The sequence below is a fragment of the Filomicrobium sp. genome, from assembly GCF_025698805.1.
Classification (GTDB): Bacteria; Pseudomonadota; Alphaproteobacteria; order Rhizobiales; family Hyphomicrobiaceae; genus Filomicrobium; species Filomicrobium insigne.
Genome location: NZ_JAILWT010000002.1, coordinates 459,108 through 483,349, shown reverse-complemented (window position 1 = coordinate 483,349; position 24,242 = coordinate 459,108). Strand labels below are relative to the sequence as shown.

Sequence of the window (24,242 nt, the reverse complement as noted above, 5' to 3'; positions counted from 1 at the left end):
CATTCTGCTGAATGTTTATCTTAGGAGGACGGCTTGTCAAGCGTTGGACCGAAGCAAGCGATCTTCGAAAGCCTCGCAGAGATCGCGCAGGCTATCGGACACGCAAATCGACTGGAGTTGCTGGAGCACATCGCGCAGGGCGCGCGGTCGGTCGAGGACCTTACCGCGCTCTCGGGCATGTCCTTCGCGAACACATCACGCCACCTGCAGATCCTTCGGCGGGCTCGCATCGTGGAGAGCGAGCGTCAGGGCAAGCGGGTGCTTTATAGTCTTGCCAGCAGCGCTGAAGTCGTCGCCTTAATAAAGGCGCTTGGCCAAGTCGGAGAGCGAAATCTTGCCGAGATTGGCCGCGTGATGAACGACTACTTCCATGCCCGTGACTCCCTGGAGCCGGTTTCGCGGGCGGACTTGGCTGAGCGCGTGGCGCAGGGGACAGCTATCGTGCTGGATGTCCGGCCGGAGGACGAGTTCGCGGCGGGACACGTTCCTGGGGCTCGCAACATTCCCCTCGCTGAATTGGAGAAGCGCTTGAGTGAGCTACCAAAGGGTGTGGAGGTCGTCGCTTACTGTCGCGGGCCATACTGTGTGCTCGCCTATGAGGCCGTCGCCGCTTTGCGCGCCAAAGGCATCAGCGCTCGCCGCCTCGAGGATGGATTTCCCGAATGGCGGGCAGCAGGGCTCGCGGTTGAATCTCGCGTCTAGGCGCGAGCGGTCACGACATCCGGAGGGGATAGAGCGTGAAGGCGATCCAGGACTTCTATCCCGAAGAGTTCGCGCATTGCTATGGCTGCGGCCGTGCGAACGCGCGGGGGCTGCATCTGAAGAGCTATGTCGACGGGACCGAGACTGTAGCGCGGTTCACGCCGGCTGACCTCTACAGCGGCGGATATCCCGGGCACGTCTATGGCGGAATGATCGCCTCACTGCTCGACTGTCATGGGACGGCTTCGGCCGCCGCTTTCGCTCTCCGCGAGCGGGGCCTAGAGTGGGGTCACGGGCAAGACCCGATCCGGTTCGTAACAGCCTCGCTGAGGATCGAATACAAACGTCCCACCCCCCTCGGAGTGGAATTGGTCATTCGCGGATCTCTGTCATCCCTTGACGGCCGTAAAGCGACCATCGCGCTATCGTTGAGTGCGGCTGACGAGCTATGTGCGAGCGCGGAAATGCTTGCGATCGAATATCGTCGGAAGACGCGGGCGCCCTAGGAGCAGAGCGAACCGGCTTCCTGACGGCGCGCCGCGGACGAGGACGGCGCAAGCTCGACCGAGAAGGTGGGCGTGTCGCAGCCGCCTAAGCAGCGGCGTTTCCTAAATGATCGGCATAAAGGCGTCGTAGGCTCGTTCTTGGACCTCCGCCAAATGCCAGTAGTCTGACACCTGCCGCGCAGAGGCAAGAACGGCCTCACGCATGAATTCAAGCCGCGATTGCCCAAACTGTCGTGCTGCCACATCAATGAGCGTCAGATCGCCCTCGGAAAATCTCAGCGAGTCGATCGGTGTGATGGCCGACATTTACTTCTCCTTCGGAATTGACCTGGTGCGGGCGACGGCCCGCGTCGTGGCTTAACTAAGCGCCTGCTTCAGGTCCGCGATGAGGTCTTCGGCGTCTTCCAAGCCGCAGGACAGGCGGACCATGCCATCGACGATGCCGCGCCGCGCGCGTTCCTCGGGCGTCATGCCGTGGTGGGTCGTTGTGATGGGTTGCGTCACCAAGCTTTCGACGCCGCCCAGGCTTGCCGCTATCGTGAAGTATCTGAGCTTGTCGACGGCGGCGGCTGTGGCTTGTGCGTCACCGTCATAAACAAAGCTGAGAATGCCGCCGAAACCGGCCATCTGTGCGGCAGCAACATTGTGGCCGGCGAAGTTTGGCAGGCCAGGGTAGTTGACTTTCTTGACCTTGGGATGTCCCGCAAGGAATTCAGCGACCGCCTGCGCGTTGGCGTTCTGCTGACGTACGCGGACCACGAGCGTGCGCAGGCTGCGCGCGAGCAGGAAAGCGACTTCCGGCGCCATCATCTGCCCGAGATTTTTCCGCCATGGCCAGATCGGATCGATCAGCGACTTGGCCGCAATCACGACGCCGCCGGTGAGATCACTGTGGCCGCCAAGATACTTGGTGGTGCTGTGAACGACGATGTCGGCGCCGAGTTTGAGCGGCGACTGGTTGACCGGTGACGCGAAAGTATTGTCGACGACCACGAGGACGCCACGTGCTTTGGCGACCCTCGCCGCCCCGGCGATGTCGATCACTTCCATGTTCGGGTTGGTGGGCGTCTCGAAGAAGACGATGCGGGTGCGGTCGGTGATGGCGTCGTCGAGCCGGCCGATCTCGCTGCCGAGGAGGAATGTCGTGTTGATGTCGAGGTTGGGCAGATTGCTTTCCAGAAGCTCATAGGTGCCGCCGTAGACGTCGCCTATGCAGACGATGTGATCGCCATTCCGGCAGTTGGCCAGAATCGTGGCTGCCTCCGCGGCCATCCCGGAGCTGAAGACCAGTGCTGCCTCTCCGCCCTCCAAAAGAGCTAGCTTGCGCTCGACGGACTTGATCGTTGGGTTGAGACCGTAGCGCGTATAGAGGTTTCCATCTGCGCGCCCTTCTACGACATCGAGCAGAGCCTCCGTGGATGGGAAGCCGAAGGTGGAATGATTGTAGAGGGGGGTATGGATGCCACCGTTGGCGTCTAGCTGCTCGCCGCCATGGACGCACAAGGTTGAAAGTCCGGTTTGAGTATCGGCTTCGGTCGCCATTTAAGCGCTCCTCGTCATTGGTCAGTTGATTAGGGTTTGGGGGACGCTGGGCGAGAAAATCTCAGCTCCGACGCGCCGGCGGTGCGACCGTTCCCCTAATCGGGAACGGGCTCATCAAAATCGACGATCATGGGCTCGCGACCGCATGAGCGGATGAAGGTCAAAAGATCGTCGGGCCGAAGGCCGGTGCTTTCGGTATTGATCAGAGGATGGAAGTTGAGCTGATCCGCATCGAGGAGAGACGCGTCGATCACGGCCGTAACCGCACCCTCAATATCGTTGATAAGGCCCAAAGGCGTGAGAGCGCCGGGTATGACGCCGAGATACTGTTCTACCTTCTCCCCTGATGCAAAACCGAGCTGGCCCTTGGCCCCAACCCGCTTGTGCAGCGTCTTAAGATCGATGGTTCGATCCTCGTGGATCGATAAAAGGAAATGACGGCTCTTCTTGTCTTTCAGCAGAAGGTTCTTCGTGAACGTTCCGGCCATTTGGCCGCGCAGAGCCTTTCCTTCTTCAACTGTCTTGTGTGCTGGGTAAGGGACGGTTGGGGCCGCTATTGCGAGATTGGCGAAACGGTCAAAGAGGCGCGCGCGCGGCTCTGCGGCGCAGGATTCGAGAAGCGTTTCAGTCATGCAGGCCTCTTCGTTGTGTGGAGCGGCTGTCCAGCCAAGCCGTGGATGAGGAGGATCTGAGCGACGATCGTCATCAGCGCTCCGGCGGACATCAGGAAGTGGAGGTAGTGATTGGCGTACAGCGGAGCAGAGAAATCAAAATGCCCTTTGGAGATTTCATTCCAGGCGTTGAAATGCTGCGTCCCGGCGACGACGACGCCGAGTGCGGCTATCGTTGTCGTCAAATATTGCAGTAGCCAGTGGGACGCGGAGGAGAGCAGCATCAGCGCTCCCAAGATGCCGATGATAGACCGGCTGACGCGGCAATAGGCACATGGGTCGACGATCCCGAGGAGGTCTGTTCCCCAGGTCACGAGGCTCGCCGTGATCGATAAAATCCCCACTGCTTTCACGACAGTAGACAGCGGATAGCGGGTCATCGAGCACCCTTTCTAATGCTTGCGGGAGAGAGATCCGGCGCAGACCGCGCGGCGGCAGAGGTTCGGAAGCTGAACCAGAGGAGGACGAGCGCAGCTATTGCCAGCCAAGGCAGCAGCAGGCCGTTCAGGGTCTGCCAGCCGACCGCCTCGAGAAGGCCTCCAGCGCCGAAGGAGCAGGCAAGCCCGACGATGAAGATCGTCATGTCGTTCGTGGCTTGGGCCCGGCTTTTTTCGGCAGGGCTATAGGTGGTGGTCAACAGCGTCGTGCCGCCGATGTAGAGGAAGTTCCAGCCCACTCCGAGCAGCACCAACGCGCTTGCAAAGGACCCGAAGCCGGTGCCTGTCCACGTCATGAGGACATGGGCGCTGAGCAGAGCCACACCGGCGAGCATGATGCGCAGCACACCGAAGCGCGCAATCAATGTGCCGGTGAAGAACGATGGCAGGAACATGCCAAGGACATGCAATTGGATGACGGTAGCCGCCGTCGTCAGTTCATGATGGTGATGGGTCATCGCGATCGGAGTCGCAGTCATCGCGAGGATCATGATCCCGTAGCCGGTGGCAGCCCCGAATAGAGCGACGAGGTAGCCCGGCTGAGTGACGATGGTCGCCCACGGACGACCCTTGCCGGTATCGACGTGATCGGTTGCGATGTTCGGCATTCGGAGCGCGAGCAGAGTGCCGAACGCAGCGAGCGACACGATCGCAAGGATCAGGAACGAGCCTACATAAGCGGGTTGCAGCAAGGGGCCGCCCAGGCGTCCCAACATCGGGCCGAGCAATGCGGCGACGACGCCGCCGGCAAGCACCAGGGAGATGGCTCGCGGACGGAAGGCGTCATCCGCGACTTCGCCCGCTGCGAAGCGATAGAACTGGGCGAAGGCTTGGTAAGCGCCAACCAGCAGGGTGCCGAGAGCAAGGAGCGCCAATGAGCCCAGCCATATGCCACCGGCTCCGATAAGCCCCCCGAGTATGCCCAGTGTAGCGCCGAGCAGGAAGCCGGCTCGCCGGCCGACCCTCGCCATCCATGCCGATGCCGGGAACGTCGTGATAGCGGTGCCGAGAAACATCGCGGCGATCGGGACGGTCGCCAGTTCGGGACGGCTTGCAATTTGGCTTCCTGCCAGACCGCCCACCGTCATCACCAGGACGGAAGCGGTCTGAAACAGCGCTTGGGCCGTGGCAAGGACGAAGACTTGCCTGTGGCTGTGTTTTCTCATTGTCGACCGGACCCCCGCAAAGGCATAGGATTGACACTGGCTGATTCATCATTCAATGTATTCCTTGAATGATTCAACGTGAAGGGCGGCTTTGTCAATGGCCGGGGCGAAAAAACAGGTCTTTGCGCAGTTCGCTGAAGTGGCTCGCACCCTCGGACATGCGAACCGGCTCGAACTGCTTGAGTATGTGTCGCAGGGGGAGCGATCGGTCGATCGCTTGGCGGAACTGACCGGGATGTCGGTCAACAACACCTCTCAACATCTTCACCAGCTTCGCCGGGCGGGGTTCGTTCAATCCCGAAGAGCGGGAAAACAGGTGCTCTACGGTCTCGGCGATGGCCCTGTGCTTTCGTTGCTGGGCGCCCTTCGCTGCTACGCCGAGAAGAACTGCGCCGAGGTGAAGGAAATCGTGTCGGACTATTTCGAAAAGCTCGACATGCTGGAGCCGGTGTCGCGGGAGGAGTTGATCCACCGCCTTTCCGAGTCGAGCGTGGTGCTGCTTGACGTTCGGCCGGAGGACGAGTTCTCGCTCGGACATGTGCCTGGCGCTCTCAATGTGCCGCTCGAAGAGCTGGAGCGGCGCTTGGCCGAGCTCCCGAAAGATCGAGAGATCATCGCCTACTGCCGCGGTCCCTATTGCATCCTTTCATTCGAGGCGGTCGCCGCGCTTCGTGCGAAAGGCTATCAAGTGCGGAGACTGGAGGACGGCTATCCCGAATGGGTTGCCGCCGGCCTCGAGGTAGAGGCGGTCGCGTAGGTGGTCACCCCAAGATGCCCGACCCCGCGCTTAATCTCTGTAGATCAGGAGACGCGGTAGCCGCATTAAGACCGAGCGGCCTTGCGGTTCGGCACGCTGGGGAGGCCGAGAGCCGGAGCGCCGGCGACGGTGTGTGACGATTGACTTCCGTCAACTACAATACGTGATCGCCGCTGCTCATGCTGGCAGTTTTCGTCGCGCGGCGAGGGTTCTCGATCTTCCCGAGTCCACAATCAGCCGGCGGATCCGCGATCTTGAAGACGAGTTGGGAGTGGCTCTCTTTATACGTTCACACAACGGGGTCTATCTGACCCAGGCCGGAAACCAGTTCCTGCCCGGCGCGCGCAAGGCGATTGAGCAGATCAAGCATACTGTCACGAACGTCGGCGCCTTTGGACGCGGCGAAAACGGCTCTGTTCGTATCGGCATCTTCACGTCGCTGGCGTCAGGCTTCCTGTCGGAGCTTGTACGCGCCTATATTTTGGCCCACCCGTCGGTTCGGTTGGAGGTCATCGAAGGCGGCCCGGCGCATCACATCGCATCGCTCCAACGCTTCCAACTGGATGTCGCGTTTCTGACAGGCGAGCCGATCGCCGATGATTGCGACCGGGCGCATCTCTGGAACGAGGGGGTCTATGTGGCACTGCCGGCGGACGATAAGCTTACGGCAGCACGGGAGGTCACCTGGTCGATGCTGAAGGATCGGAAGCTCATCGTGATGAACGCCGATCCCGGGCCCGAGATCTACGACTACCTGATGAAGCATCTGGCCGAGCTGGGGCATCATCCCGAAGTGGAGCAACATGCCGTCGGACGTGAGAACCTCATGAATCTCGTGGCGATGGGCCGCGGTCTGACGGTGACGAGCGAGGCGACGATCGGCGTCCAATATCCGGGCGTCGTCTATAGGAAGCTCGCGACCGATCTCCTTCCGTTTTCCGCGATCTGGTCTGCGCGCAACGACAATCCGGCGCTGCGAAGATTGCTTAGCCTCGCCCGTGGACTCTCGCGTCGCTGGCTGCGCGACATCGACCAGACAGCTCAGGCTTCAAGATGACGGTGATTCACGTCTCGCCTTCGAAAATCCGCGATCGGTGGCGATGAAGCGCTCCAGCATGGGGACGATGAGCTTGGTAGGATCGCCGATTTCCTGTCTGGTCTCGCGCGCCAGCACCTCAGCGTAAGCGACAAGATCACGATGAAGCGCGGCCGGGAGCTCGATCGTCACCTTGACCGGCTTATCGTCAATGATCGGCCCGAGCTTCAGCTTTGCCATGGTCAGCCTCCATAGGGTTCAAGCACCAGATCGCGGGTGACGATCACCCTGACGGGGAAGCCCGGACGGATCGTCAGCGTCGGCGCGATGTTGAGCTGGCGCCGGACGATCTCCTGTCCGGCCTGATTGAAGGTGTCCTGACCGCCGTTGCGGATGGCGCGGAGCAGCCGGTCCTCATCATCGACCGCAAGCTCTGAACCGATGCTCAGCAGGGTCGAGAGCCCCGCCGCCTTGGCGAGCTCCCACCAGTGATAATCGACGCCGTCCTGCAGACCGGCATAGCCCTCGGCGTCTGCGCCGGGCTGGCGCTCGAGCACGATCGATCGGCCGTTCGGGAAGATCAGCCGGTTCCAGACCAGGAGGACCCGGCTCTGCCCGAACTGGACGTTGTTGTCATATTGCCCGATCACGCGGGTGCCCTGCGGCACGAGCAGGATGCGACCGGTCGGGCTGTCGTAGATGTTCTCGGTCACTTGCGCGGTGATCTGGCCCGGCAGATCGGAGCGGATGCCGGTGATCAACGCCGCTGAAATCACGGCGCCGGCTTGCAGGACATAGGGTGACGCCGGCGCGGCGACGCGATCGGGCGCGACGGTCCGGCGATCGGCGGCGGCGTTGAGGAAGGCGTTCTGACGATCCTGGGCGGTAGGTGTCACCGGCTGCGGTGCGAGGCCCAGGCCCGCGAGATCTGGAATTGCCGGGGCGGCCCCAGCCGGCGTTGATGCTGCCGGGCTGGCGCTTCGCGTCTCGGTCGGGGCGAACAGGCGCGCTGTCCTCGCCGATTCAAGCTCCTGAAGCCGCCTTTGCTCCTCGGGACTGAGGCCGGGCTGCGGCGGCGCGACACCCGGCGCCGGCACCGGCTGGCCCCGGCTCTGGGCGCCGAGGATCGGCCGCCCGAGATCGCCGGGAAGCGGCGGACCGAGCTGAGGTACGGCGCTGTAGTCTCGGGGCAGTCCCGCGATGCCATCGGCGGTCGGGCGGTTCTCGGTCGAGTAGAGCTCCTCGTTCGGACGACCGCTATCGCGGGTCTGCAGGGCGTATATGAGGGCGCCGCCGATCCCGACGCTTGCGACGAGACCAACGCCGGCCAGCACCCTGCGCGACAGCCGCGTGACGCGCGGCGGCTCGGCTCGCAGGCGCATCGCCTGAGCGCCGGCGGGCTCGCCGGTCAGCGGCTCGGCACGGTCCTCAGGCCCTTCCTCCTTCCGGGGATCCGTCTCGCTCACGATGTCGGCCTCCCGTCGGTGCGGACGATCCGGACGCGCTTCTGGTCGCGGCCCGCGCCGAAGCGCAGCTCGGCAGCGGCGAACAGCCGGTCGACAATCATGTGGTGACCGCGGACGCGATAGTTGACGAGCTCGGAGGTGTTGCCCTCCGGTCCGACCACGAAGACCGGCGGCATCTCGCCCTGGCCGATGCCGCGCGGGAACTCGATGAAGACCTGCCGCCCGTCGTCGAAAGCGCGCAGCGGCCGCCACGGGGCACGGTCCCCCTCGATCGCGTAGCGAAAATTGACGTTGGCGAGGTCGACGCCGGTCGCCACCGGCTGCGCGGCCTGCGCCTGCTGATTCTGCCTGCGCAGCGCGATGAGCTGGTCCTGCGGATATTGCCAGGAGACCGACGCCATATAGGTGCGCTCGGTCGAGCGTAGCTCCATGTGGTAGGTGCGCAAATTGGTGTTGATGATGAGATTGGTCATCAGGTCGGGCCGGGTCGGCTTGACCAGGATATGAACCTGTTGCGTGGGGCCGGAGCCGCTCAGCGTGTCGCCGATGATCCAGCGCACGGTGTCGCCGGCGGCGACCGGGCCGGAGCCGACGAGCTGCTCGCCGGGCTGCAGCGCGATGTCGGTGATCTGGCCCACGGCGGTGTAGACCTGATAGAGCGCCCCTTGCGTGAAGGGATAGACCTGCATCGAGTTGATGAAGCCGTCCCGGACTGGCTGGACGCGCGCCGCCGCATTGGCCTGGTTGACGCGCGCCGTGGGCTCGCTGGGCTCGGGCGATGACCGCGACCGCTCGACGCGCTGGAGCTGGCCAGGCAATGGCAGGGGGCGAGGAACCTCGACCACTGTGACGGGTGCGGGCGGATCGACGGTCTGCACCGCCGGTGCAGCATTGTCGTAGGAGATCTCCGGAGGCGGATTGGTGGTGGCGCAGCCGGCGAGCGCGGTCGCCGCCAGCATCAGGACCGGCAATGCGCCCTTGCGCAATGTCGGGACGGCGGAAATGTACGAAGCCGGCATTCCGGCTTTACGGAAAGACGGCTTCATTGCCCAAGCTCCCGTGACCAGTTGATGGCGTTGACGTAGATGCCGAGCGGATTGGCGCGCAGGCGCTCGGCGTTGCGCGGCGTCTGGATCACGATCGTCAGGATCGCGGTCCAGCGCTCGGTGGTGGCGAGTTGGCCGTTCTCGTAGCGGCGCTCGATCCAGGCGACACGAAACGAGTCCGGTGAAGCGCGGATCACGCTAGAGACCTCGACCGCGACCTGCTGCCGACCGACTCTCGTGAAGGGATCGTTGGCGCGCGCATAGTCGTTGAGCGCCGCCGCGCCGCGATCGGTCGTGAACTCGTAGGCGCGCAGCCAGTTCTGCCGGACGATGATCGCATCGGCCGGGATGGAACGGACCTGCTCGATGAACCGCGCGAGATGGAAAGCGATCTGTGGATCGGTCGGCTGATAGGCGGCCTCCGCAGGTGCGATCGCCTGCGCCTGGCCAAGCCGGTCGACCTGCACCACCCAGGGCACGACGGTGCCGCGCGCCGACTGCCAGACCAGCGCGGCGGCGAATCCGGCCGAGAGGAAGAGCGAACCGAACGCCATCATGCGCCAGTTTCGGGCCTGGACCCGGGCCGAACCGATGCGCTCGTCCCAGACCTGCGCGGCGCGCTGGTAGGGCGTCTCGGGTTCAGGGGATTTGCCGTAATGGGTGGAGGGTCGTTTGAACATTAGCGGTCGCTTTCGGAGAGATTGACGGAAGAGCCGCCGCCATGGGGGTCGCCGGAGCGCACGGCGTGCGCGGTCGCCTGGGCGGCATGGGTCATCTGCTGATGGCGGCGCATGCGCTGCGCCCACGCCGGCGGGCCGTCGGCCTTCGCCGCCGGTGCGACCTCAGCGGCGTCACCGCCGATGGTCCCCGCGGTCGAGCTCCCGCCGGTCGATTCCAAGGCCGCGCGCCCTCCGGCATTGAAGCTCGAGCGCATGCTCTCGGCCGCGCGTGTCGCGGCACGGCGCAGCGGCGAGGCCGCGGCGCTTCCGGCGGCGCGAGCCACGCCGCCGAGGCCGGATGCGACGCCGGCTGCTCCCGATTGACCCACCGCGCCGAGGCTGTATGCGGTCGAGGCGCCACCCGCGAGGGCTGCGCCGCCGCGCGCGGCGGCCGCGGCCCCGCCGGCCAGCGATGCCCCGCCTGTCGCGGCCGCGCCGACCGCACCTGCGCCGAGAGCGACCATGCCCCCGGCGGCAAGGCCGGTTCCCACCGCGGCGCCGGCGCTGAGCTGCGGGCCACCGGAGACGATGCCCGAGGCGATGCCCGGGCCGAAGATGCCGAGGCCGAGCAGCGAGAGCGCGGCGAGCACGATGGCCATGGCATCGTCGATTGACGGCGTCGCGCCGCCGAACCCCTGGGTGAACTCGGAGAACAGCGTCGAGCCGATGCCGATGATGACGGCGAGCACCAGGACCTTGATGCCCGATGAGATGACGTTGCCGAGCACGCGCTCCGCCATGAAAGCTGATTTGCCGAAGAGGCCAAACGGGATGAGCACGAAGCCAGCGAGCGTCGTCAGCTTGAACTCGATCAACGTGACGAAGAGCTGGATGGCGAGGATGAAGAAGGCGAGCAGGATCAGCGCCCAGGCGAAGAGCAGGCAGGCGATCTGGATGAAGTTCTCGAAGAAGGAGATCCAGCCCATCAGGCCGGAGATGGATTCGAGCAGTGGCCGGCCGGCATCGAGGCCGGTCTGCGCCACCTTGCCGGGACGCAGCAGGTCGGCGACCGAGAAGCCGGTGCCGGATGCTTTGAGGCCAAGGCCGGCGAAGCTCTCAAAAACGATCCGGGCGAGATTGTTCCAGTTGCCGATGATGTAGGCAAAGACGCCGACGAACAGCGTCTTCTTGACGAGCCGCGCGATGATGTCGTCGTCGGCGCCCCACGACCAGAACAGCGCGGCCAGCGTCACGTCGATCACGATGAGAGTGGTGGCGATGAATGCCACCTCGCCGCCGAGCAGGCCGAAGCCGCCATCGATGTAGCGGGTGAAGACCTCGAGGAAATGATCGATGACGCCAGTGTTGTTCATGGCCTATCGCGCCTCGGCCGGATCGGCTGGCGTCGGAGCCGGCGGATTGTCCGGCAGGCGCTCGGCGCGCGGCTGGCCGGGCGCGAGGAAGCGGCGGCGGCTCTCCGCCCAGGCCTGCAGGCAGGCGGCATCGCGCGCACCGGCCTCGCCGAGCGCCTGGCAACGGATGAGCTCACGCTGCAGCGGATCGGACGGAGTCGTGGCCGGCCGGGCGGAGGCCCAGCTCTCCGCCGGCTCCTCGTCCCGGCTCATCTCGATTGCGGTCGCGGTGACCGCGACCGCGATGAAGACGATGGCGCCGAGGCGCGCGAGCATCTTGCCGTCCATGGCCGCCCTCAATTGCCGCTATTCGGGAACATCCGGGCATTGCCCGGCTGATAGCCTTGGCCTGGCGCCAGGAAGCGCCGGCGCTGCTCGCGTCCCTGTTCGGCGGCTGCGGCGCGTTCGGCCTCGGTGAGCGCCTGCGCGCGGCCATTGGCGGCGACGACGGCGGTCAGATCCGCAAGCTGCTGGGCTTGCAGGGCGAGAAGCTGGTTACCCGCCTGGGTCGCCTGCAGAGCGCCAGTAGCGCCCTGGCTCTGGCCGACCAGCGCCGACATCTGGGCTCGGTTGGTGTCGATATTGCCGACGACGCCGGCCTGCACGCGCATGGCGTCCTGCAGGCTCCCGACGGTGTTTTGCCAGCGCTCGCGCGCATCGGCCACGAGTTGCTGATCGGACGCCGACATCGAGGCGTTGCCATAGGTGGTGCGGAACGCCTGATCGATGTTCTGGACGTTGTAGGCGATGCGCTGTGCCTCGCCGAGCAACTGCTGGGTGCGCTGCACCGACTGCTGAAGCTGCTGGAGCGAGGAGTAAGGCAGGCTCGCGAGGTTGCGCGCCTGGTTGATCAGCATCGTCGCCTCGTTCTGCAACGACGTGATCTGGCTGTTGATCTGCTGGAGCGCGCGCGTCGCGGAGAGCAGGTTTTGCGCGTAGTTGGTGGGATCGTAGACGATCCATTGCGCCTGGGCTGGCGCAGACAGGAACGGGGCTGCGAGGGTGGAGGTGGTGAGCAGGGCGACCGCGAGCCGGGCCGCGCGCGAACGGCGTGAGATCATGAGGACGTCTCCTTATTGTTGAGGTTGGGGATGAGGTCGGCCGCCCAGTCGACGCCGCGATGACGGAGCCAGGCGTCCAAAAAGCCGTCACGGCCGTGCTCGGCGAAGGCGCCGGCGATGGCGGCCTGATCGGTCTTCGACGAGGCGGCGCAAAGCGCATACGCCACGTCGGAGAGGCCCAGCTCGAACAGCCGGTTGCCGCGGCGGGACTGGCAGTAATAGTCGCGCCGCGGCATGGCGCGCGCGAGAATCTCGATCTGGCGGTCGTTAAGGCCAAAGCGCCGGTAGATGGCGGTGATCTGCGGCTCGATGGCGCGTTCGTTCGGAAGGAGGATGCGCGTCGGGCAGCTCTCGATGATCGCCGGCGCGATCGCCGAACCGTCGATATCGGAGAGCGACTGGGTGGCGAAGATGACGCTGGCGTTCTTCTTGCGCAGCGTCTTCAGCCATTCACGGAGCTGGCCGACAAAGCCTTCGTTGTCGAGCGCCAGCCAACCCTCGTCGATGATGATGAGGGTCGGCCGCCCGTCCAGCCGGTCCTCGATGCGATGGAAGAGGTAGGCGAGGACGGCGGCCGCGGCGCCGGTGCCGATCAGGCCCTCGGTCTCGAAGGCTTGGACCGCGGTTTCGCCCAGATGCTCGGCCTCGGCATCGAGCAGCCGACCATAGGGGCCCCCGACGCAATAGGGTCGCAAAGCCTGCTTGAGGTCGTTGGACTGGAGGAGCACCGACAGGCCCGTCAGCGTCCGTTCGCCGACCGGCGCCGAGGCGAGCGAGGTCAGCGCCGACCAGAGATGCTCCTTCACCTCGGGCGTGATGGTGACGCTTTCGCGCGCGAGGATCGCGGTCAACCAGTCGGCGGCCCAAGACCGCTCGGCGACATCGTCGATGCGGGCGAGCGGCTGAAGGGCGACGCTGTCCTCGGCCCCCTCGGTCAGCCCACCGCCGAGATCGTGCCAGTCGCCGCCCATGGCGAGCGCGGCGGCCCGGATCGAGCCGCCGAAGTCGAAGGCGAACACCTGCGAGCGCGGATAGCGGCGGAACTGCAGCGCCATCAGCGCCAGCAGAACCGACTTGCCGGCGCCGGTCGGGCCGACGATCAGGGTGTGACCGACGTCGCCGACATGGATGGAGAGCCGGAACGGGGTCGAGCCTTCGGTCTTGCCGAAGAGCAGTGGGGGTGCTGCGAAGTGCTCGTCCCGTTCCGGTCCCGCCCACACCGCGGAGAGCGGGATCATATGGGCGAGATTGAGCGTGTTGATGGGCGGTTGCCGGACGTTGGCGTAGACATGACCTGGCAGGCTGCCGAGCCAGGCGTCGACCGCATTGATCGTCTCGGGCATGGCCGTGAAGTCGCGGCCCTGGATCACCTTCTCGGCGAGACGGAGCTTCTCGGCGGCGATGCGCGGATCGGCGTCCCACACCGTTATGGTGGCCGTGACATGAGCCTGGCCGGCATAGTCGGCACCGAGCTCCTGCAATGCCAGGTCGGCATCGGCGGCCTTGTTGGCGGCGTCGGTATCGACCAGCACCGACGCCTCGTTGGTCATCACCTCCTTGAGGATGGCGGCGATCGACTTGCGCTTGGCGAACCATTGCCGCCGGATTTTGGTCAGCAGCTTGGTGGCGTCGGTCTTGTCGAGCAGGATCGCCCTGGTCGACCAGCGATAGGGAAAGGCGAGCCGGTTGAGTTCGTCGAGGATGCCGGGCGTGGTGGCGGTCGGGAAGCCCACGATCGTGAGAACGCGCAGATGCATGTCGCCGAGGCGCGGCTCGAGCCCGCCGGCGAGCGGCTGGTCGGCAAGGAGCGCGTCGAGATACATCGGCGTCTCGGGAACGCGGACGCGGTGGCGCTTCGTCGAGACCGTCGAATGCAGATAGGTCAGTGTCTCGGGATCATCGAGCCAGGCGCATTCCGGCATGAAGGCGTCAATGAGCTGCAGGATGCGGTCGGTGCGATCGACAAAGCCGCGCAGGATCTCATGCGCATCGACGCCGGCCCGGTCCCGGCCCTCATAGAGCCAGCCCTCCGCGCGCGCGGCGTCCTCGGCCGGCGGCATATAGAGGAAAGTGAGGAAGTAGCTCGACTCGAAGTGGCTGCCCGCTTCCTCGAAGTCCGCCTTGCGCTCGGCATCGACCAGCGCCGACGCCGGGTCCGGAAACCGGCTCGCGGGATAGGTCGCCGCCTCGTGGCGCTGCGCTTCGACAAAGATCGCCCAGCTGGAGCCGAGGCGGCGGAAGGCGTTGTTGAGGCGGCCCGCGACCGCCACCAGCTCGGCCGGCACCGCGCTGTCGAGATCGGGACCACGAAAGCGGGCGGTGCGCTGAAAGCTGCCGTCCTTGTTGAGGATGACGCCTTCGCCGGTGAGCGCGACCCATGGCAGGAAGTCGGCGAGTCGGGCGTTGCGGTTGCGATATTCGGCGAGGTTCATCATCGGCGCCGCCTCAGACCGACAGGAAGGCCGGGATGCGCAGGTGCCGGCGTCCGACCTCGACGAACTGGGAATCGCGCTTGGCCGCCCAGACGGCGGCGAAATGGCCGATGGCCCAGAGCGCCAGGCCGACCAGCCAGAGGCGCAAGCCAAGTCCGACGGCGCCTGCCAGAGTCCCGTTCATGATCGCGATCGAGCGCGGGGCGCCGCCGAGCAGGATGTGCTCGGTCAGCGCCCGATGCACCGGGACCGAGAAGCCCGGCACCTCGCCGGCGGGGTCCACGCCGAGCGTCATCAGACCAGCGCTCCACCGCCGAACGAAAAGAAGGACAGGAAGAAGCTCGACGCCGCGAAGGCGATCGACAGACCGAACACGATCTGGATCAGACGCCGGAAGCCTCCGCTCGTGTCGCCGAAGGCGAGCGTCAGGCCGGTGACGATGATGATGATCACCGCGATGATCTTGGCGACCGGACCTTCGATCGATTCCAGGATCGATTGCAGGGGCGCTTCCCACGGCATGGACGAGCCGGAGGCGTGAGCGGCCGGCGCGAGCATGAGCGAGAGGAAGGTGACCGAGGCTGCCGTCGCGAGATGACGGCGAATGCGCAGGGTTTTGCGGATCATGACGGATCTCCTGTGAGGGGCGGGCTGGCGGGAGTGACGCGGTAGTCGCCGTCGTGACCGAGCCCCTCGATGCGGGCGAGCTCGGCGAGCCGGCGCGAGGCGCCGCGGCCCGAAAGGACGGCGACGAGGTCGATGGTCTCGGCGATCAGGGCGCGCGGGACGGTGACGACGGCTTCCTGGATGAGCTGCTCGAGGCGGCGCAGTGCGCCGATCGCGGTGCCGGCATGGATGGTGCCGACGCCGCCGGGATGTCCGGTGCCCCAAGCCTTCAAGAGATCGAGCGCCTCGGCGCCACGCACCTCGCCGATCGGGATGCGGTCGGGGCGCAGGCGCAGCGAGGAGCGAACGAGATCGGAGAGCGTGGCTACCCCGTCCTTGGTGCGCATGGCGACGAGGTTCGGCGCGGCGCATTGCAGCTCGCGCGTATCCTCGATCAGCACCACGCGGTCGGAGGTCTTCGACACCTCGGCGAGTAGCGCGTTGGTGAGAGTGGTCTTCCCGGTCGAGGTGCCGCCGGCGACGAGGATGTTGCGCCGGTCGGCGACGGCGGCGCGCAGGGCCTCGGCCTGCTCGCCTGACATGATCCCGGCGGCGACATAGTCCTGCAAGGTGAACACGGCGACCGCCGGCTTGCGGATCGCGAAGGCTGGAGCGGCAACGACCGGCGGCAGGAGCCCCTCGAAGCGCTCTCCTGTTTCCGGAAGCTCCGCCGAGACGCGCGGGGCGCCGGGATGGACCTCTGCGCCGACATGGTGCGCAACGAGGCGGACGATGCGCTCGCCGTCGGCCGGCGAGAGGCGCTCACCGGTGTCGGAAAGTCCTTCCGAGAGCCGGTCGACCCAGAGCCGCCCATCGGGGTTGAGCATCACCTCGACGATCGCGGGGTCTTCCAGAAACCGGGCGATGGCGGACCCGAGGGCCGTGCGCAGCATGCGCGCACCACGAAGGATCGCCTCTGATTTCTGGTGAGGGTGCGCCACGTCGTCCCCGTTCTTGCGCGGGCGCGCCCAATGCGCGGCCCTGGATCGGGGATGATTAAAAGAACCGGATAATTGGCTGGCGCAACAGCAGGCGTGTCGTAGTAGTGCTGTGGCGAAGGAATACTGACAATCGGCGGAACAGAGGACTACTTGCGTCGATCAGTAGAGCGATTATTCCGCGTCACGCGCGCGACCAACCTCTTCCGAAATTTCCTGATGAAGCTTCGGGCCAGTGGCGAGTCTGCGGCCCAGCGCTGCTACAAACGCTTCATAGCGCTCACCGGCCTTCGCTCGAGCCGCTTGAGCTGCTGGCTCCGGGAGGGCGGGCGTCGTGGTCAGCCAGAACCGCACGAAGATGGCAAGCGTCTCGACCGAAATTCCGAGATCGCGCTCCAGGCGCGCCAAACGCCGATCAAGCTGATCGAGCCGCTTAACGATGGCGGCCTCCTGCCGCTCGGCCGCGTCGGGAGAGAGGAACGAGGCGATGCCAGCTTCTGCGATCAGGGAGAGCGAATGGCCGCGCCGCGCTGCATGCGCCGCCAAGGCCTTCATAATGTCTGGCTCAAGGTACACGGATAGGCGCTGCTTCTTGGGAGGTTTCGTCAAGGTCGCCTCCTACAGCTCAATGCCATCGCCAGGATCAAGCGAAGCTTGCCGAGCCACCTGTCTCATGGCGTCACGTAACCGGCTGTTCCGGGCGACGTCGTCGTCCACGTCGTCGGTCGGATCGATCTCGAACTCGTTCTCGATGGGCGTTTTCCTCTCGACAGGTTCAACTCTCTCCAGCTCTGGCTGGCGGCGTCGCTCGGAGCCGGTCGTGTCCTCATCGTGAAGATTAGCGGCCGCCGCAGACGCCGAGAGATCCGGGACCGTCGGCAGCACCAGCCCGCTCCAATCGTCGCTTGATGGACTCACCTGTTTGACGACCGAGGGGGGTGGAAGCACGCGCTCCTGAAACCGCGGGTCCTCGAAATAGCGCGCCTTCTTCGCTCTGATCGGCGGGGTTCCCGCTACCATGACGATCTCGTCGGCCGGCGGGAGTTGCATCACTTCGCCAGGGGTCAGGAGTGGCCGCGCTGTTTCGGAACGCGAGACCATCAGGTGGCCCAGCCATGGCGAAAGCCGATGACCGGCATAGTTTTTCATCGCCTTCATCTCGGTCGCGGTGCCGAGCGCATCCGAAACACGTTTGGCGGTCCGCTCGTCATTGGTCGCGAAGCTGACGCGCACATGGCAGTTATCGAGAATCGAGTTGTTCGGGCCGTAGGCTTTCTCGATCTGGTTCAGCGACTGCGCGATCAGGAAGCTCTTCAGCCCGTAGCCGGCCATGAAGGCAAGTGCGCTTTCGAAAAAGTCCAAACGGCCCAAGGCCGGAAATTCGTCCAGCATCAGCAGCAGTCGATGCCGCCCCGCCTTGGCCTGCAGGTCCTCGGTCAAGCGGCGACCGACTTGATTGAGGATCAGGCGAATGAGCGGCTTGGTCCGATTGATGTCGGAGGGTGGCACCACGAGATAGAGCGTGGTCGGCCGTCGGGCGGTGACGATATCAGTGATCCGCCAGTCGCAGCGTCGCGTCACCTCCGCCACTACAGGGTCCCGGTAGAGGCCGAGGAAGGACATGGCAGTCGAAAGTACCCCGGACCGTTCATTGTCCGACTTGTTCAGCAGCTCGCGCGCGGCGCTGGCGATGACCGGATGCGGACCGGCCTCGCCGAGATGCGCCGTCTTCATCATCGCTGCCAAGGTCGACTCTATCGGACGTCGTGGATCGGACAGGAATGCCGCGACGCCTGCGAGGGTCTTATCCTCCTCGGCATAGAGAACGTGGAGGATGGCGCCGACCAGCAGAGCGTGGCTGGTCTTCTCCCAATGGTTTCGCTTTTCGAGGGAGCCCTCGGGATCGACCAAGATGTCGGCGATATTCTGAACATCGCGCACCTCCCACTCGCCGCGGCGCACCTCAAGCAGTGGATTGTAGGCAGCCGACTTCGGATTGGTCGGATCGAACAGGAGCACGCGGCCATGCCGGGATCTAAAGCCCGCCGTGAGTTGCCAGTTTTCGCCTTTGATGTCGTGGACGATTGCGGAGCCCGGCCAAGTCAACAGCGAGGGCACCACCAACCCGACGCCCTTGCCGGAACGGGTTGGCGCGAAACACAGGACATGTTCGGGGCCGTCGTGGCGCAGATAATGCCGATCCAGTTTGCCGAGCACGACTCCATCGGGTCCGAGCAGCCCTGCGGCTTTAACCTCCTCAGGCCTGGCCCAGCGCGCCGATCCGTAGGTCTCGACGTTCTTCGCCTCGCGGGCCCGCCACACCGACATGCCGATCGCGACGGCTATAGAGATGAAGCCGCCCGACGCGGCGATATAGGCGCCCTCGACAAAGATGGGCGGCGCGTAGGCGTCGTAAAAATACCACCACCAGAAGAACGCCGGAGGATAGTAGATCGGCCAGCCGGCGATCTCGAACCACGGTGGTCCGAGCTGCGGTTGAAAGGCGAGCCGGTAGGCCGTCCACTGCGTGGCCGCCCAGATCGTGAACAGCACGATCGTGAATACGGTGAGGATCTGACTCCATAGGATCTTCGTCGCGGACATGGCGGCGTTCCCTTTTTTATTTGCGTTAGAGGCCGAGGCCCCGTTTCCGTCCGAAATTCCAGTCAACGCCGCCGTCATTGCGGGCGACACCGGACACGTGCTGGCCGAGCTGGCGGTCGAGGGACGGCGTCCAAGGCACGAGCTGGAAGCCGAGGCCATCGTCGATCATGGCGAAGCGGCCCGAAGCGAGCGCGAAACGCTGCCGGTAGGTGCCGGCCACATACTCGCCGGTCCCAGCCCTGGCGAAGGTGCGGCTTGTCTCTGCAGCGAGCTTCTTCGCTAGCGTGTCCAGTTCGCGTCGGCGTAGCGTGTCGATCAGATTTCGTGTGAAGACGACGCTGTGGCCGTGCCGTTCGGCGAGGCGTTGCTCGATCAGGTGTTCGGCGCGACGGTCCATCGCCTCTCGCACCTCGACGCCGAAGCCGCCGCCGCCGAGCGCGGCGGGCTCTCGCGCGATGGCCTGCCGGTCGAGCCAGGTCGCGCCGTTGGCGGTGACCTGGGCGCCGATGTCCAAGTCGGACCGAACGGCGAGCGCGACGCGGCGCTGCCCTCGCGCATCGTCATATCGGCGCAGCTCGACGATGGAGCCCGGTGCGCTGTCGCCGGCCGCGTCGAGGTCCGGCAGCTTGATGTGATGGGTTCGGCCGTCGACGCCGTCCACGACAGCGAACGCCGTCCCCTTCAGCTCGTCGTCGAGACCGCGCGCAACAAGGCGGCCAACGATCGGATCGTCGATGCTCTCCGAGGCGAGCACATAGCTTGCCGCGCCACGGTCGATGCCGCGCTCGCTCAGACCGCGGTGGATGCGCTTGATGATGTCGCCGCGTTCGCCAAGTTCGCGCAGCGTCGTCTCCGTTCGCTCCGCGATGACCCATTGGCCCGGGCCGATCTCGTCTGCCAGCCCGAGCGTTTCAAGCTTGCGAAGCCGGCCGACCTTGAGCGCATGGAATTCGTCAGGCTGACGATCGGGGTGTGGCGCGAGATCGACGACGCCGGTCCGATAGCTGTCGCGGGCGAGCTGCCTATCGAGGTTGGTCCAGCGCTCGGCCTCAATCTGACGCTCGAGGCTGCGGCGGATGTCGTGATCGCTGCGTGGCCCCAGCTCCTGGGTGATGAGATCACGGGCGCGATCACGCATGCCCTCCTTGATGTAGTCGCGCGAGATCACGAGGTTCTCGCCGTCGTCGCGCACGCCGCGGACGATCAGATGGACGTGGGGGTGCTCGGTGTTCCAATGGTCGACGGCCGCCCAGTCGAGCCGGGTGCCGAGATCCTTCTCCATCTGGCCGACGAGCTCGCGTGTGAAGGAGCGAAGGTCCGACATCTCCAGCGCATCGTCCGGCGAGACGATGAACCTGAAATGGTGGCGGTCATCTTCGCAGCGCTCGGCGAATTCCTTCGGGTCGACGTCGCCGCCGCCCGGCCCGAACAGCCTCGCCTTCTCCCCGTCGCGGGTAACGCCCTCGCGGCGCAGGTAGCCGAGGTGGGTCGCGAGCGGCGCTGCGCGGCCGCCGTGGCGCACGACGCGAGCCTTGATGACCGCGCCGCGCGAGCGAGCGGTAAGCAGACGGTTCGCCTGCACGGCGGCGCGCTGTCCGCGGCCGAAGCGCGAGCGATTGCCGGGGCCGATCCTGCCCTTCCGCGAGACCGCGCCGCCGGCCCGCTGCGCGGCGGCGAGCGCTTGCGCGATGAAAGGGCGGGCCTGCTGTGCCTTGGTCGAGCGGATGCGGCCGGGCCGTATGCGGAAATCGTCCTCCGCGCTCATGGCCGAAGCCCCGCACATCGCGCAAAGCTGCGGAAACCGTTGCAGAAACGCGTATGGCGCACATTGCGCCAATCAGGCGCACATCGCGCAAATGCGCCATAACCCCTTGAAAACCCACAACCGCCCAAGGCCGCACATCGCGGCCCTTTATCCTGCCATCGTGCGGTTGTGGTGCCTGCGCTCCCCTCGGCTCCCGCCAATCTTACGCCAGAGCCCGCGAACGCCGCATGGAGTGCGAACGCGCTCATTGCGGCCCCGCATTAGCGGTTCGGACGGCGAAAAGGCCGCCGGTCTGCGGGTCAGCCGGCGCGAAATCACGCTCCGGTCGCTGCGGTGATGCTGCAGCCGGATCGCCGTCCTCGTGCCGACCCCCTGCACGCGACGCCCCTTCGTGCTGCGCGATGAACAGCGGCGCGCGCGTCCAGGCCAGCGGGTCCGCGGCCGCCACCGTGACGGGGGATGCGAGATCGCTGCCGCCAATGGCCGGCGTGAGCATCGCGACATAGGCCCGCGTCTCGGCGGGCAGAGGGCGACCACGATCGCGATAGTCCTCGTAACGCCCAGGACCGGCATTGTAGGCCGCCAGGAAGCCGGGCGAGCCGTAGCGATCGTGCATCTCGCGCAAATATGCTGCGCCCGCCAGGATGTTGTCGCGCGGGTCAAAGGGATCGCTTCCGAGGCCGTATCGCGCGCGCAGCTCCGCCCAGGTGTCGGGCATGATCTGCATCAAGCCCATCGCACCCATGGGCGATATCGCGCGCACATTGCCGCGGCTTTCGACGCGCATGACGGCGCGTATCCAGGCTTCCGGCACGCCGAAGCGCCGCGCCGCGTCGTCCACGTAGGCGGCATAGGGATCGGCGGGCAAACCGCGCTCGGCCGACGCCTGCTGTGCATGAGCAATCGTCGCCGGCGGCGTCGCGATGGCCAGGCCGGAAAGGAGAAGGAAGGCTGTGCGCCGGACGGTTTCGAACCGTCCAGCGGCAGCTCTTGGGCGACGGGCCGCCATCGCTCAGTCTCGATCGCCGCGCTTGGGCGGGCGATTCCAGTGCAGGCCCCACGCGGACTTGTCGTCAGCCGACTGAAAGAGGTTGGCGCGGATCGGGTGGCCGAAGGTGGGATCGTCGAGCTGCAGCGAGACGTAGTCCCCCGCCTTCTCGCCAGTGCGCTTCCAGCCAGCGCCGACCTCAGGGCCATCGTCATCCGAGCCAAGATGAACGCGATAGTCCGGCGCGTTCTCCGCGTCGGAGTGCTCGGCGGGAACGAGCACGAGTTCGATATCGAGGCCAAGCGTCCTGACGCGCCCGGCATAGCCCGATTTCGTGCGACTGAATTGACCGATCAGGGACATGATTGCCTCCGTGGATGTGCGGTGGGGTTGGACATGGGCGCACGGTCACCGCGTCGGCGTGCGCCAAACGAAGCGGCCATCGCCGTCCTCGTCGGTGTAGAGAGGGGTGGCCCGCCCGATCACGGCGGACGCGGGAAGCGGCCCGAAGTACCTGCCGTCGAGGCTGTCGCGGACCTGCCAGTTCATCAGGAACAGCTCGCCTGGCGCGACGACGCGACAGCCCTGCCAGACCGGCAGCGGGTTGCCGCGGCGATCACGATCGAGCGCGTCGCCCATCGGCACGGCGTCGACCGTGATGGCGAGGCCAGTCCGGCAAACCCGTTGTCCGGGAAGCGCGGCGACGCGCTTGAGGAGCGGCACGCCGCGCGGCAGATAACCGCCATCGGCGAGGAAGCTGGCCAACGGTTCGGGGGCGCGCACGGCGACCAGGTCGGTGACTTCCGCGGACCGCTCCGGCTCGATGCTGTAGAGGCCGATCGGGGTGCTCGCCGAGGCGTTCCAGATCAGCTTCGGTGCGAACGACACGATCGACAGGACGCCGAGCAGCGACACCGCCGCCGTCGTGGTGATGGCGTAGGCGAGCCGGGTCATGCGCCAATCTCGCGGCGCAGGAGGAAGGCGCGATGGTGCGCGGGCGTGTAGGTGCGCGGCGTCTCGCCAGCGGCCAGGCGGTTGTGGACGTGGCGCCAATGGTCGGGCGAGACCTCGGCGGGATCGATGCCGGCATCCTCGATCGCATCGATGAGCTGGAGCAGCAGCTCCACCTTCGGCCAGCCGTCGACGCGCAGCAGAATATCTCCGCCAGGCTTGACGGTCGGCACCGTCTGGCAGGGCGCGCCTCGCTCGACGGCGCACACGATGTCTAGCCGGGAGAGCACAGTGCCGTGCTCGTTCGCGGCCCAGCGGACCAACGCGAAGGTCGCCCCGGGAGGGAAGTAGAGGATGCGCCTGCGGCGATCGAGGATCTGTTCGCGCAGCTCGCGGCCGAAGCGGATCCAGTGCTCGGTATACTTCTCGATCCAGACGAGTTCGACCTGGGTGAGGTGCTCGGGCGACAGCGCGGCGGAAGCGCTGCCGACCCCCGGGGGCTCGACGTTGAGACCGGTCATTGTCCTTCTCCTGAGGGGGGCGGAAATTCGCGTTCAAACAGCGCGCGCAGCATGTCGGCGACGGTCTGGCCGCGCTGGAACGCCGCGATCTTGATGCGACCGCGCATGTCCACGGTGACGTCGATTGTCAGCCGAGCGGAGAAGTCCGCGTCGGGCTGGGCGCGTTGCGCTTGGCGATCTGGAGCCTTGATCCAGCTTTCCGGATCAGCCGGCCGGGTCGCGAAGCCGCGGCGGGGGGATCGCTCGTTCATTGGCCGATCCCCGCCACTTCGGCCGCCAAGCCGGCGATCTCGCGCGCGCCCGGACAATCCTCATCCTGCTCTGCGGCGAGCCGGCCGGTCTGAACGACATCGGCGAAGACGATGCGCTGTCCGATGGTCGTCGCGAGCAGAGGCGGATCGTGATCGGAGAGGGTTTCCGCAGTCTCGCGCGCCAGCACCGTGCGGGCTGCACAGCGGTTCAAGACGAAGCGAGCGGCGAGCTGGGGACGGTAGACGCGCGCCTCGCCGAGCAAGGTAAGCATCTCGGCTGAGGCCCATCCGTCGAGCGGCGACGGCTGCACCGGGATCAGTACGAGATCGGCCGCGAGCAGCGCCGAGCGCATCAACCCGGCGACGCGCGGCGGTCCGTCGATGACGACATGGTCGGCGTCGCGGGCCAGCTCCGGCGCTTCACGGTGGAGAGTGTCGCGGGCCAGTCCGACGACGCCGAACAGCCGCTCCAACCCTTCCCGGCTGCGCTGCTGGGACCAGTCGAGCGCCGAGCCCTGCGGATCGGCGTCGATCAGAGTGACGCGCTGTCCCTGCCGCGCCCACTCTCCGGCGAGATGCAGGGCGAGCGTCGTCTTGCCGACGCCCCCCTTCTGGTTGAGGAGCGCGACGATCATGGCGCGCTCCTGGCGATCGGGGACTCGTCC

The 24,242-nt window shown here is 65.8% G+C and carries 29 protein-coding genes; 4 read left to right on the top strand and 25 right to left on the bottom strand.

Translation table 11 applies throughout. From position 1 onward, the window contains the following. Positions 1 to 33 precede the first annotated feature (33 nt). Together K5845_RS06050 and K5845_RS06045 are read left to right on the top strand one after the other, a co-directional pair. Positions 34 to 702 carry an ArsR/SmtB family transcription factor gene (locus tag K5845_RS06050; RefSeq protein ID WP_287958626.1) on the top strand — a complete coding sequence of 223 codons (669 nt, stop codon included), beginning with the start codon at positions 34 to 36 and terminating at the stop codon, positions 700 to 702. A 35-nt stretch (positions 703 to 737) separates the two neighbouring features. After that, positions 738 to 1,208, top strand: a complete 471-nt coding sequence (locus tag K5845_RS06045) for a PaaI family thioesterase (protein WP_287958625.1) — start codon at positions 738 to 740, stop codon at positions 1,206 to 1,208. Between the two features lie 102 nt (positions 1,209 to 1,310). Here K5845_RS06045 and K5845_RS06040 read toward each other — a convergent pair whose 3' ends face one another. From K5845_RS06040 to K5845_RS06020, 5 genes are all read right to left on the bottom strand, one after another. Beyond that, on the bottom strand, positions 1,311 to 1,514 hold the full coding sequence (locus tag K5845_RS06040) for a type II toxin-antitoxin system TacA family antitoxin (RefSeq protein ID WP_287958624.1): 204 nt from the start codon (positions 1,512 to 1,514) through the stop codon (positions 1,311 to 1,313). Between the two features lie 51 nt (positions 1,515 to 1,565). Further along, complete coding sequence (locus K5845_RS06035; protein ID WP_287958623.1) at positions 1,566 to 2,750, bottom strand: trans-sulfuration enzyme family protein; 1,185 nt, start codon at positions 2,748 to 2,750, stop codon at positions 1,566 to 1,568. A 95-nt stretch (positions 2,751 to 2,845) separates the two neighbouring features. Further along, a complete protein-coding gene (locus K5845_RS06030; protein ID WP_287958622.1) occupies positions 2,846 to 3,382 on the bottom strand; it encodes a prolyl-tRNA synthetase associated domain-containing protein in 537 nt (178 codons plus the stop codon). Continuing rightward, complete coding sequence (locus K5845_RS06025; protein WP_287958621.1) at positions 3,379 to 3,801, bottom strand: hypothetical protein; 423 nt, start codon at positions 3,799 to 3,801, stop codon at positions 3,379 to 3,381. Before K5845_RS06025 ends, K5845_RS06030 begins: the two co-directional genes overlap by 4 nt. Beyond that, positions 3,798 to 5,024 (bottom strand): MFS transporter, encoded by a 1,227-nt coding sequence (locus K5845_RS06020; RefSeq protein ID WP_287958620.1) that lies wholly within the window; start codon positions 5,022 to 5,024, stop codon positions 3,798 to 3,800. The genes K5845_RS06025 and K5845_RS06020 overlap by 4 nt, the downstream gene beginning before the upstream one ends. A gap of 97 nt (positions 5,025 to 5,121) precedes the next feature. Here K5845_RS06020 and K5845_RS06015 point away from each other — a divergent pair, with 97 nt between their 5' ends. After that, complete coding sequence (locus K5845_RS06015; RefSeq protein ID WP_287958619.1) at positions 5,122 to 5,781, top strand: ArsR/SmtB family transcription factor; 660 nt, start codon at positions 5,122 to 5,124, stop codon at positions 5,779 to 5,781. A 133-nt stretch (positions 5,782 to 5,914) separates the two neighbouring features. Next, positions 5,915 to 6,838 carry a LysR family transcriptional regulator gene (locus tag K5845_RS06010; protein ID WP_287958618.1) on the top strand — a complete coding sequence of 308 codons (924 nt, stop codon included), beginning with the start codon at positions 5,915 to 5,917 and terminating at the stop codon, positions 6,836 to 6,838. Here the strand turns inward: K5845_RS06010 and K5845_RS06005 are convergent. The 20 genes from K5845_RS06005 to parA form a co-directional block, all read right to left on the bottom strand. Beyond that, complete coding sequence (locus tag K5845_RS06005; protein WP_287958617.1) at positions 6,830 to 7,057, bottom strand: DUF2274 domain-containing protein; 228 nt, start codon at positions 7,055 to 7,057, stop codon at positions 6,830 to 6,832. The two genes, K5845_RS06010 and K5845_RS06005, sit on opposite strands and share 9 nt — an antisense overlap. Positions 7,058 to 7,059: 2 nt before the next feature. Further along, positions 7,060 to 8,283 carry a TraB/TrbI/VirB10 family type IV secretion system protein gene (locus K5845_RS06000; RefSeq protein WP_287958616.1) on the bottom strand — a complete coding sequence of 408 codons (1,224 nt, stop codon included), beginning with the start codon at positions 8,281 to 8,283 and terminating at the stop codon, positions 7,060 to 7,062. After that, the gene (gene trbG / locus K5845_RS05995; RefSeq protein WP_287958615.1) at positions 8,280 to 9,329 is read right to left on the bottom strand and encodes a P-type conjugative transfer protein TrbG; all 1,050 of its coding nucleotides are present in this window, start codon (positions 9,327 to 9,329) and stop codon (positions 8,280 to 8,282) included. Before trbG ends, K5845_RS06000 begins: the two co-directional genes overlap by 4 nt. Next, positions 9,326 to 10,009, bottom strand: coding sequence for a conjugal transfer protein TrbF (gene trbF / locus K5845_RS05990; RefSeq protein ID WP_287958614.1), 684 nt, complete (start codon positions 10,007 to 10,009; stop codon positions 9,326 to 9,328). Before trbF ends, trbG begins: the two co-directional genes overlap by 4 nt. After that, entirely contained in the window at positions 10,009 to 11,361 is a 1,353-nt protein-coding gene (gene trbL / locus K5845_RS05985) for a P-type conjugative transfer protein TrbL (protein ID WP_287958613.1), read from the bottom strand. The genes trbF and trbL overlap by 1 nt, the downstream gene beginning before the upstream one ends. A 3-nt stretch (positions 11,362 to 11,364) precedes the next feature. Next, positions 11,365 to 11,688, bottom strand: coding sequence for a putative entry exclusion protein TrbK-alt (gene trbK-alt / locus K5845_RS05980; RefSeq protein ID WP_287958612.1), 324 nt, complete (start codon positions 11,686 to 11,688; stop codon positions 11,365 to 11,367). A gap of 8 nt (positions 11,689 to 11,696) precedes the next feature. Then, entirely contained in the window at positions 11,697 to 12,461 is a 765-nt protein-coding gene (gene trbJ / locus K5845_RS05975; RefSeq protein WP_287958611.1) for a P-type conjugative transfer protein TrbJ, read from the bottom strand. Next, complete coding sequence (gene trbE, locus K5845_RS05970; protein WP_287958610.1) at positions 12,458 to 14,896, bottom strand: conjugal transfer protein TrbE; 2,439 nt, start codon at positions 14,894 to 14,896, stop codon at positions 12,458 to 12,460. Before trbE ends, trbJ begins: the two co-directional genes overlap by 4 nt. Positions 14,897 to 14,906: 10 nt before the next feature. After that, on the bottom strand, positions 14,907 to 15,188 hold the full coding sequence (locus K5845_RS05965; RefSeq protein ID WP_287958609.1) for a VirB3 family type IV secretion system protein: 282 nt from the start codon (positions 15,186 to 15,188) through the stop codon (positions 14,907 to 14,909). After that, a complete protein-coding gene (locus tag K5845_RS05960) occupies positions 15,188 to 15,520 on the bottom strand; it encodes a TrbC/VirB2 family type IV secretion system protein (RefSeq protein WP_287958608.1) in 333 nt (110 codons plus the stop codon). The genes K5845_RS05965 and K5845_RS05960 overlap by 1 nt, the downstream gene beginning before the upstream one ends. Then, complete coding sequence (trbB, locus tag K5845_RS05955; RefSeq protein ID WP_502814125.1) at positions 15,517 to 16,452, bottom strand: P-type conjugative transfer ATPase TrbB; 936 nt, start codon at positions 16,450 to 16,452, stop codon at positions 15,517 to 15,519. Before trbB ends, K5845_RS05960 begins: the two co-directional genes overlap by 4 nt. 219 nt (positions 16,453 to 16,671) lie before the next feature. Next, positions 16,672 to 17,106, bottom strand: a complete 435-nt coding sequence (locus K5845_RS05950) for a CopG family transcriptional regulator (protein ID WP_287958606.1) — start codon at positions 17,104 to 17,106, stop codon at positions 16,672 to 16,674. A 9-nt stretch (positions 17,107 to 17,115) separates the two neighbouring features. Next, complete coding sequence (locus K5845_RS05945; RefSeq protein WP_287958605.1) at positions 17,116 to 19,101, bottom strand: conjugal transfer protein TraG; 1,986 nt, start codon at positions 19,099 to 19,101, stop codon at positions 17,116 to 17,118. 25 nt (positions 19,102 to 19,126) lie between these two features. After that, positions 19,127 to 20,866 carry a relaxase/mobilization nuclease domain-containing protein gene (locus tag K5845_RS05940; protein ID WP_287958604.1) on the bottom strand — a complete coding sequence of 580 codons (1,740 nt, stop codon included), beginning with the start codon at positions 20,864 to 20,866 and terminating at the stop codon, positions 19,127 to 19,129. Positions 20,867 to 21,110: 244 nt separating this feature from the next. Beyond that, complete coding sequence (locus tag K5845_RS05935) at positions 21,111 to 21,875, bottom strand: lytic transglycosylase domain-containing protein (protein WP_287958603.1); 765 nt, start codon at positions 21,873 to 21,875, stop codon at positions 21,111 to 21,113. 3 nt (positions 21,876 to 21,878) lie between these two features. Then, positions 21,879 to 22,217: a DUF736 domain-containing protein gene (locus K5845_RS05930; RefSeq protein WP_287958602.1), complete on the bottom strand. Its 339-nt coding sequence runs from the start codon at positions 22,215 to 22,217 to the stop codon at positions 21,879 to 21,881. Between the two features lie 45 nt (positions 22,218 to 22,262). Beyond that, positions 22,263 to 22,808, bottom strand: coding sequence for a S26 family signal peptidase (locus K5845_RS05925; RefSeq protein ID WP_287958601.1), 546 nt, complete (start codon positions 22,806 to 22,808; stop codon positions 22,263 to 22,265). Next, positions 22,805 to 23,326, bottom strand: a complete 522-nt coding sequence (locus K5845_RS05920) for a DUF2840 domain-containing protein (RefSeq protein ID WP_287958600.1) — start codon at positions 23,324 to 23,326, stop codon at positions 22,805 to 22,807. The genes K5845_RS05925 and K5845_RS05920 overlap by 4 nt, the downstream gene beginning before the upstream one ends. Next, the gene (locus K5845_RS05915; RefSeq protein WP_287958599.1) at positions 23,323 to 23,577 is read right to left on the bottom strand and encodes a hypothetical protein; all 255 of its coding nucleotides are present in this window, start codon (positions 23,575 to 23,577) and stop codon (positions 23,323 to 23,325) included. Before K5845_RS05915 ends, K5845_RS05920 begins: the two co-directional genes overlap by 4 nt. Further along, positions 23,574 to 24,212 carry a ParA family partition ATPase gene (gene parA, locus K5845_RS05910; RefSeq protein ID WP_287958598.1) on the bottom strand — a complete coding sequence of 213 codons (639 nt, stop codon included), beginning with the start codon at positions 24,210 to 24,212 and terminating at the stop codon, positions 23,574 to 23,576. Before parA ends, K5845_RS05915 begins: the two co-directional genes overlap by 4 nt. Positions 24,213 to 24,242: the final 30 nt, after the last annotated feature.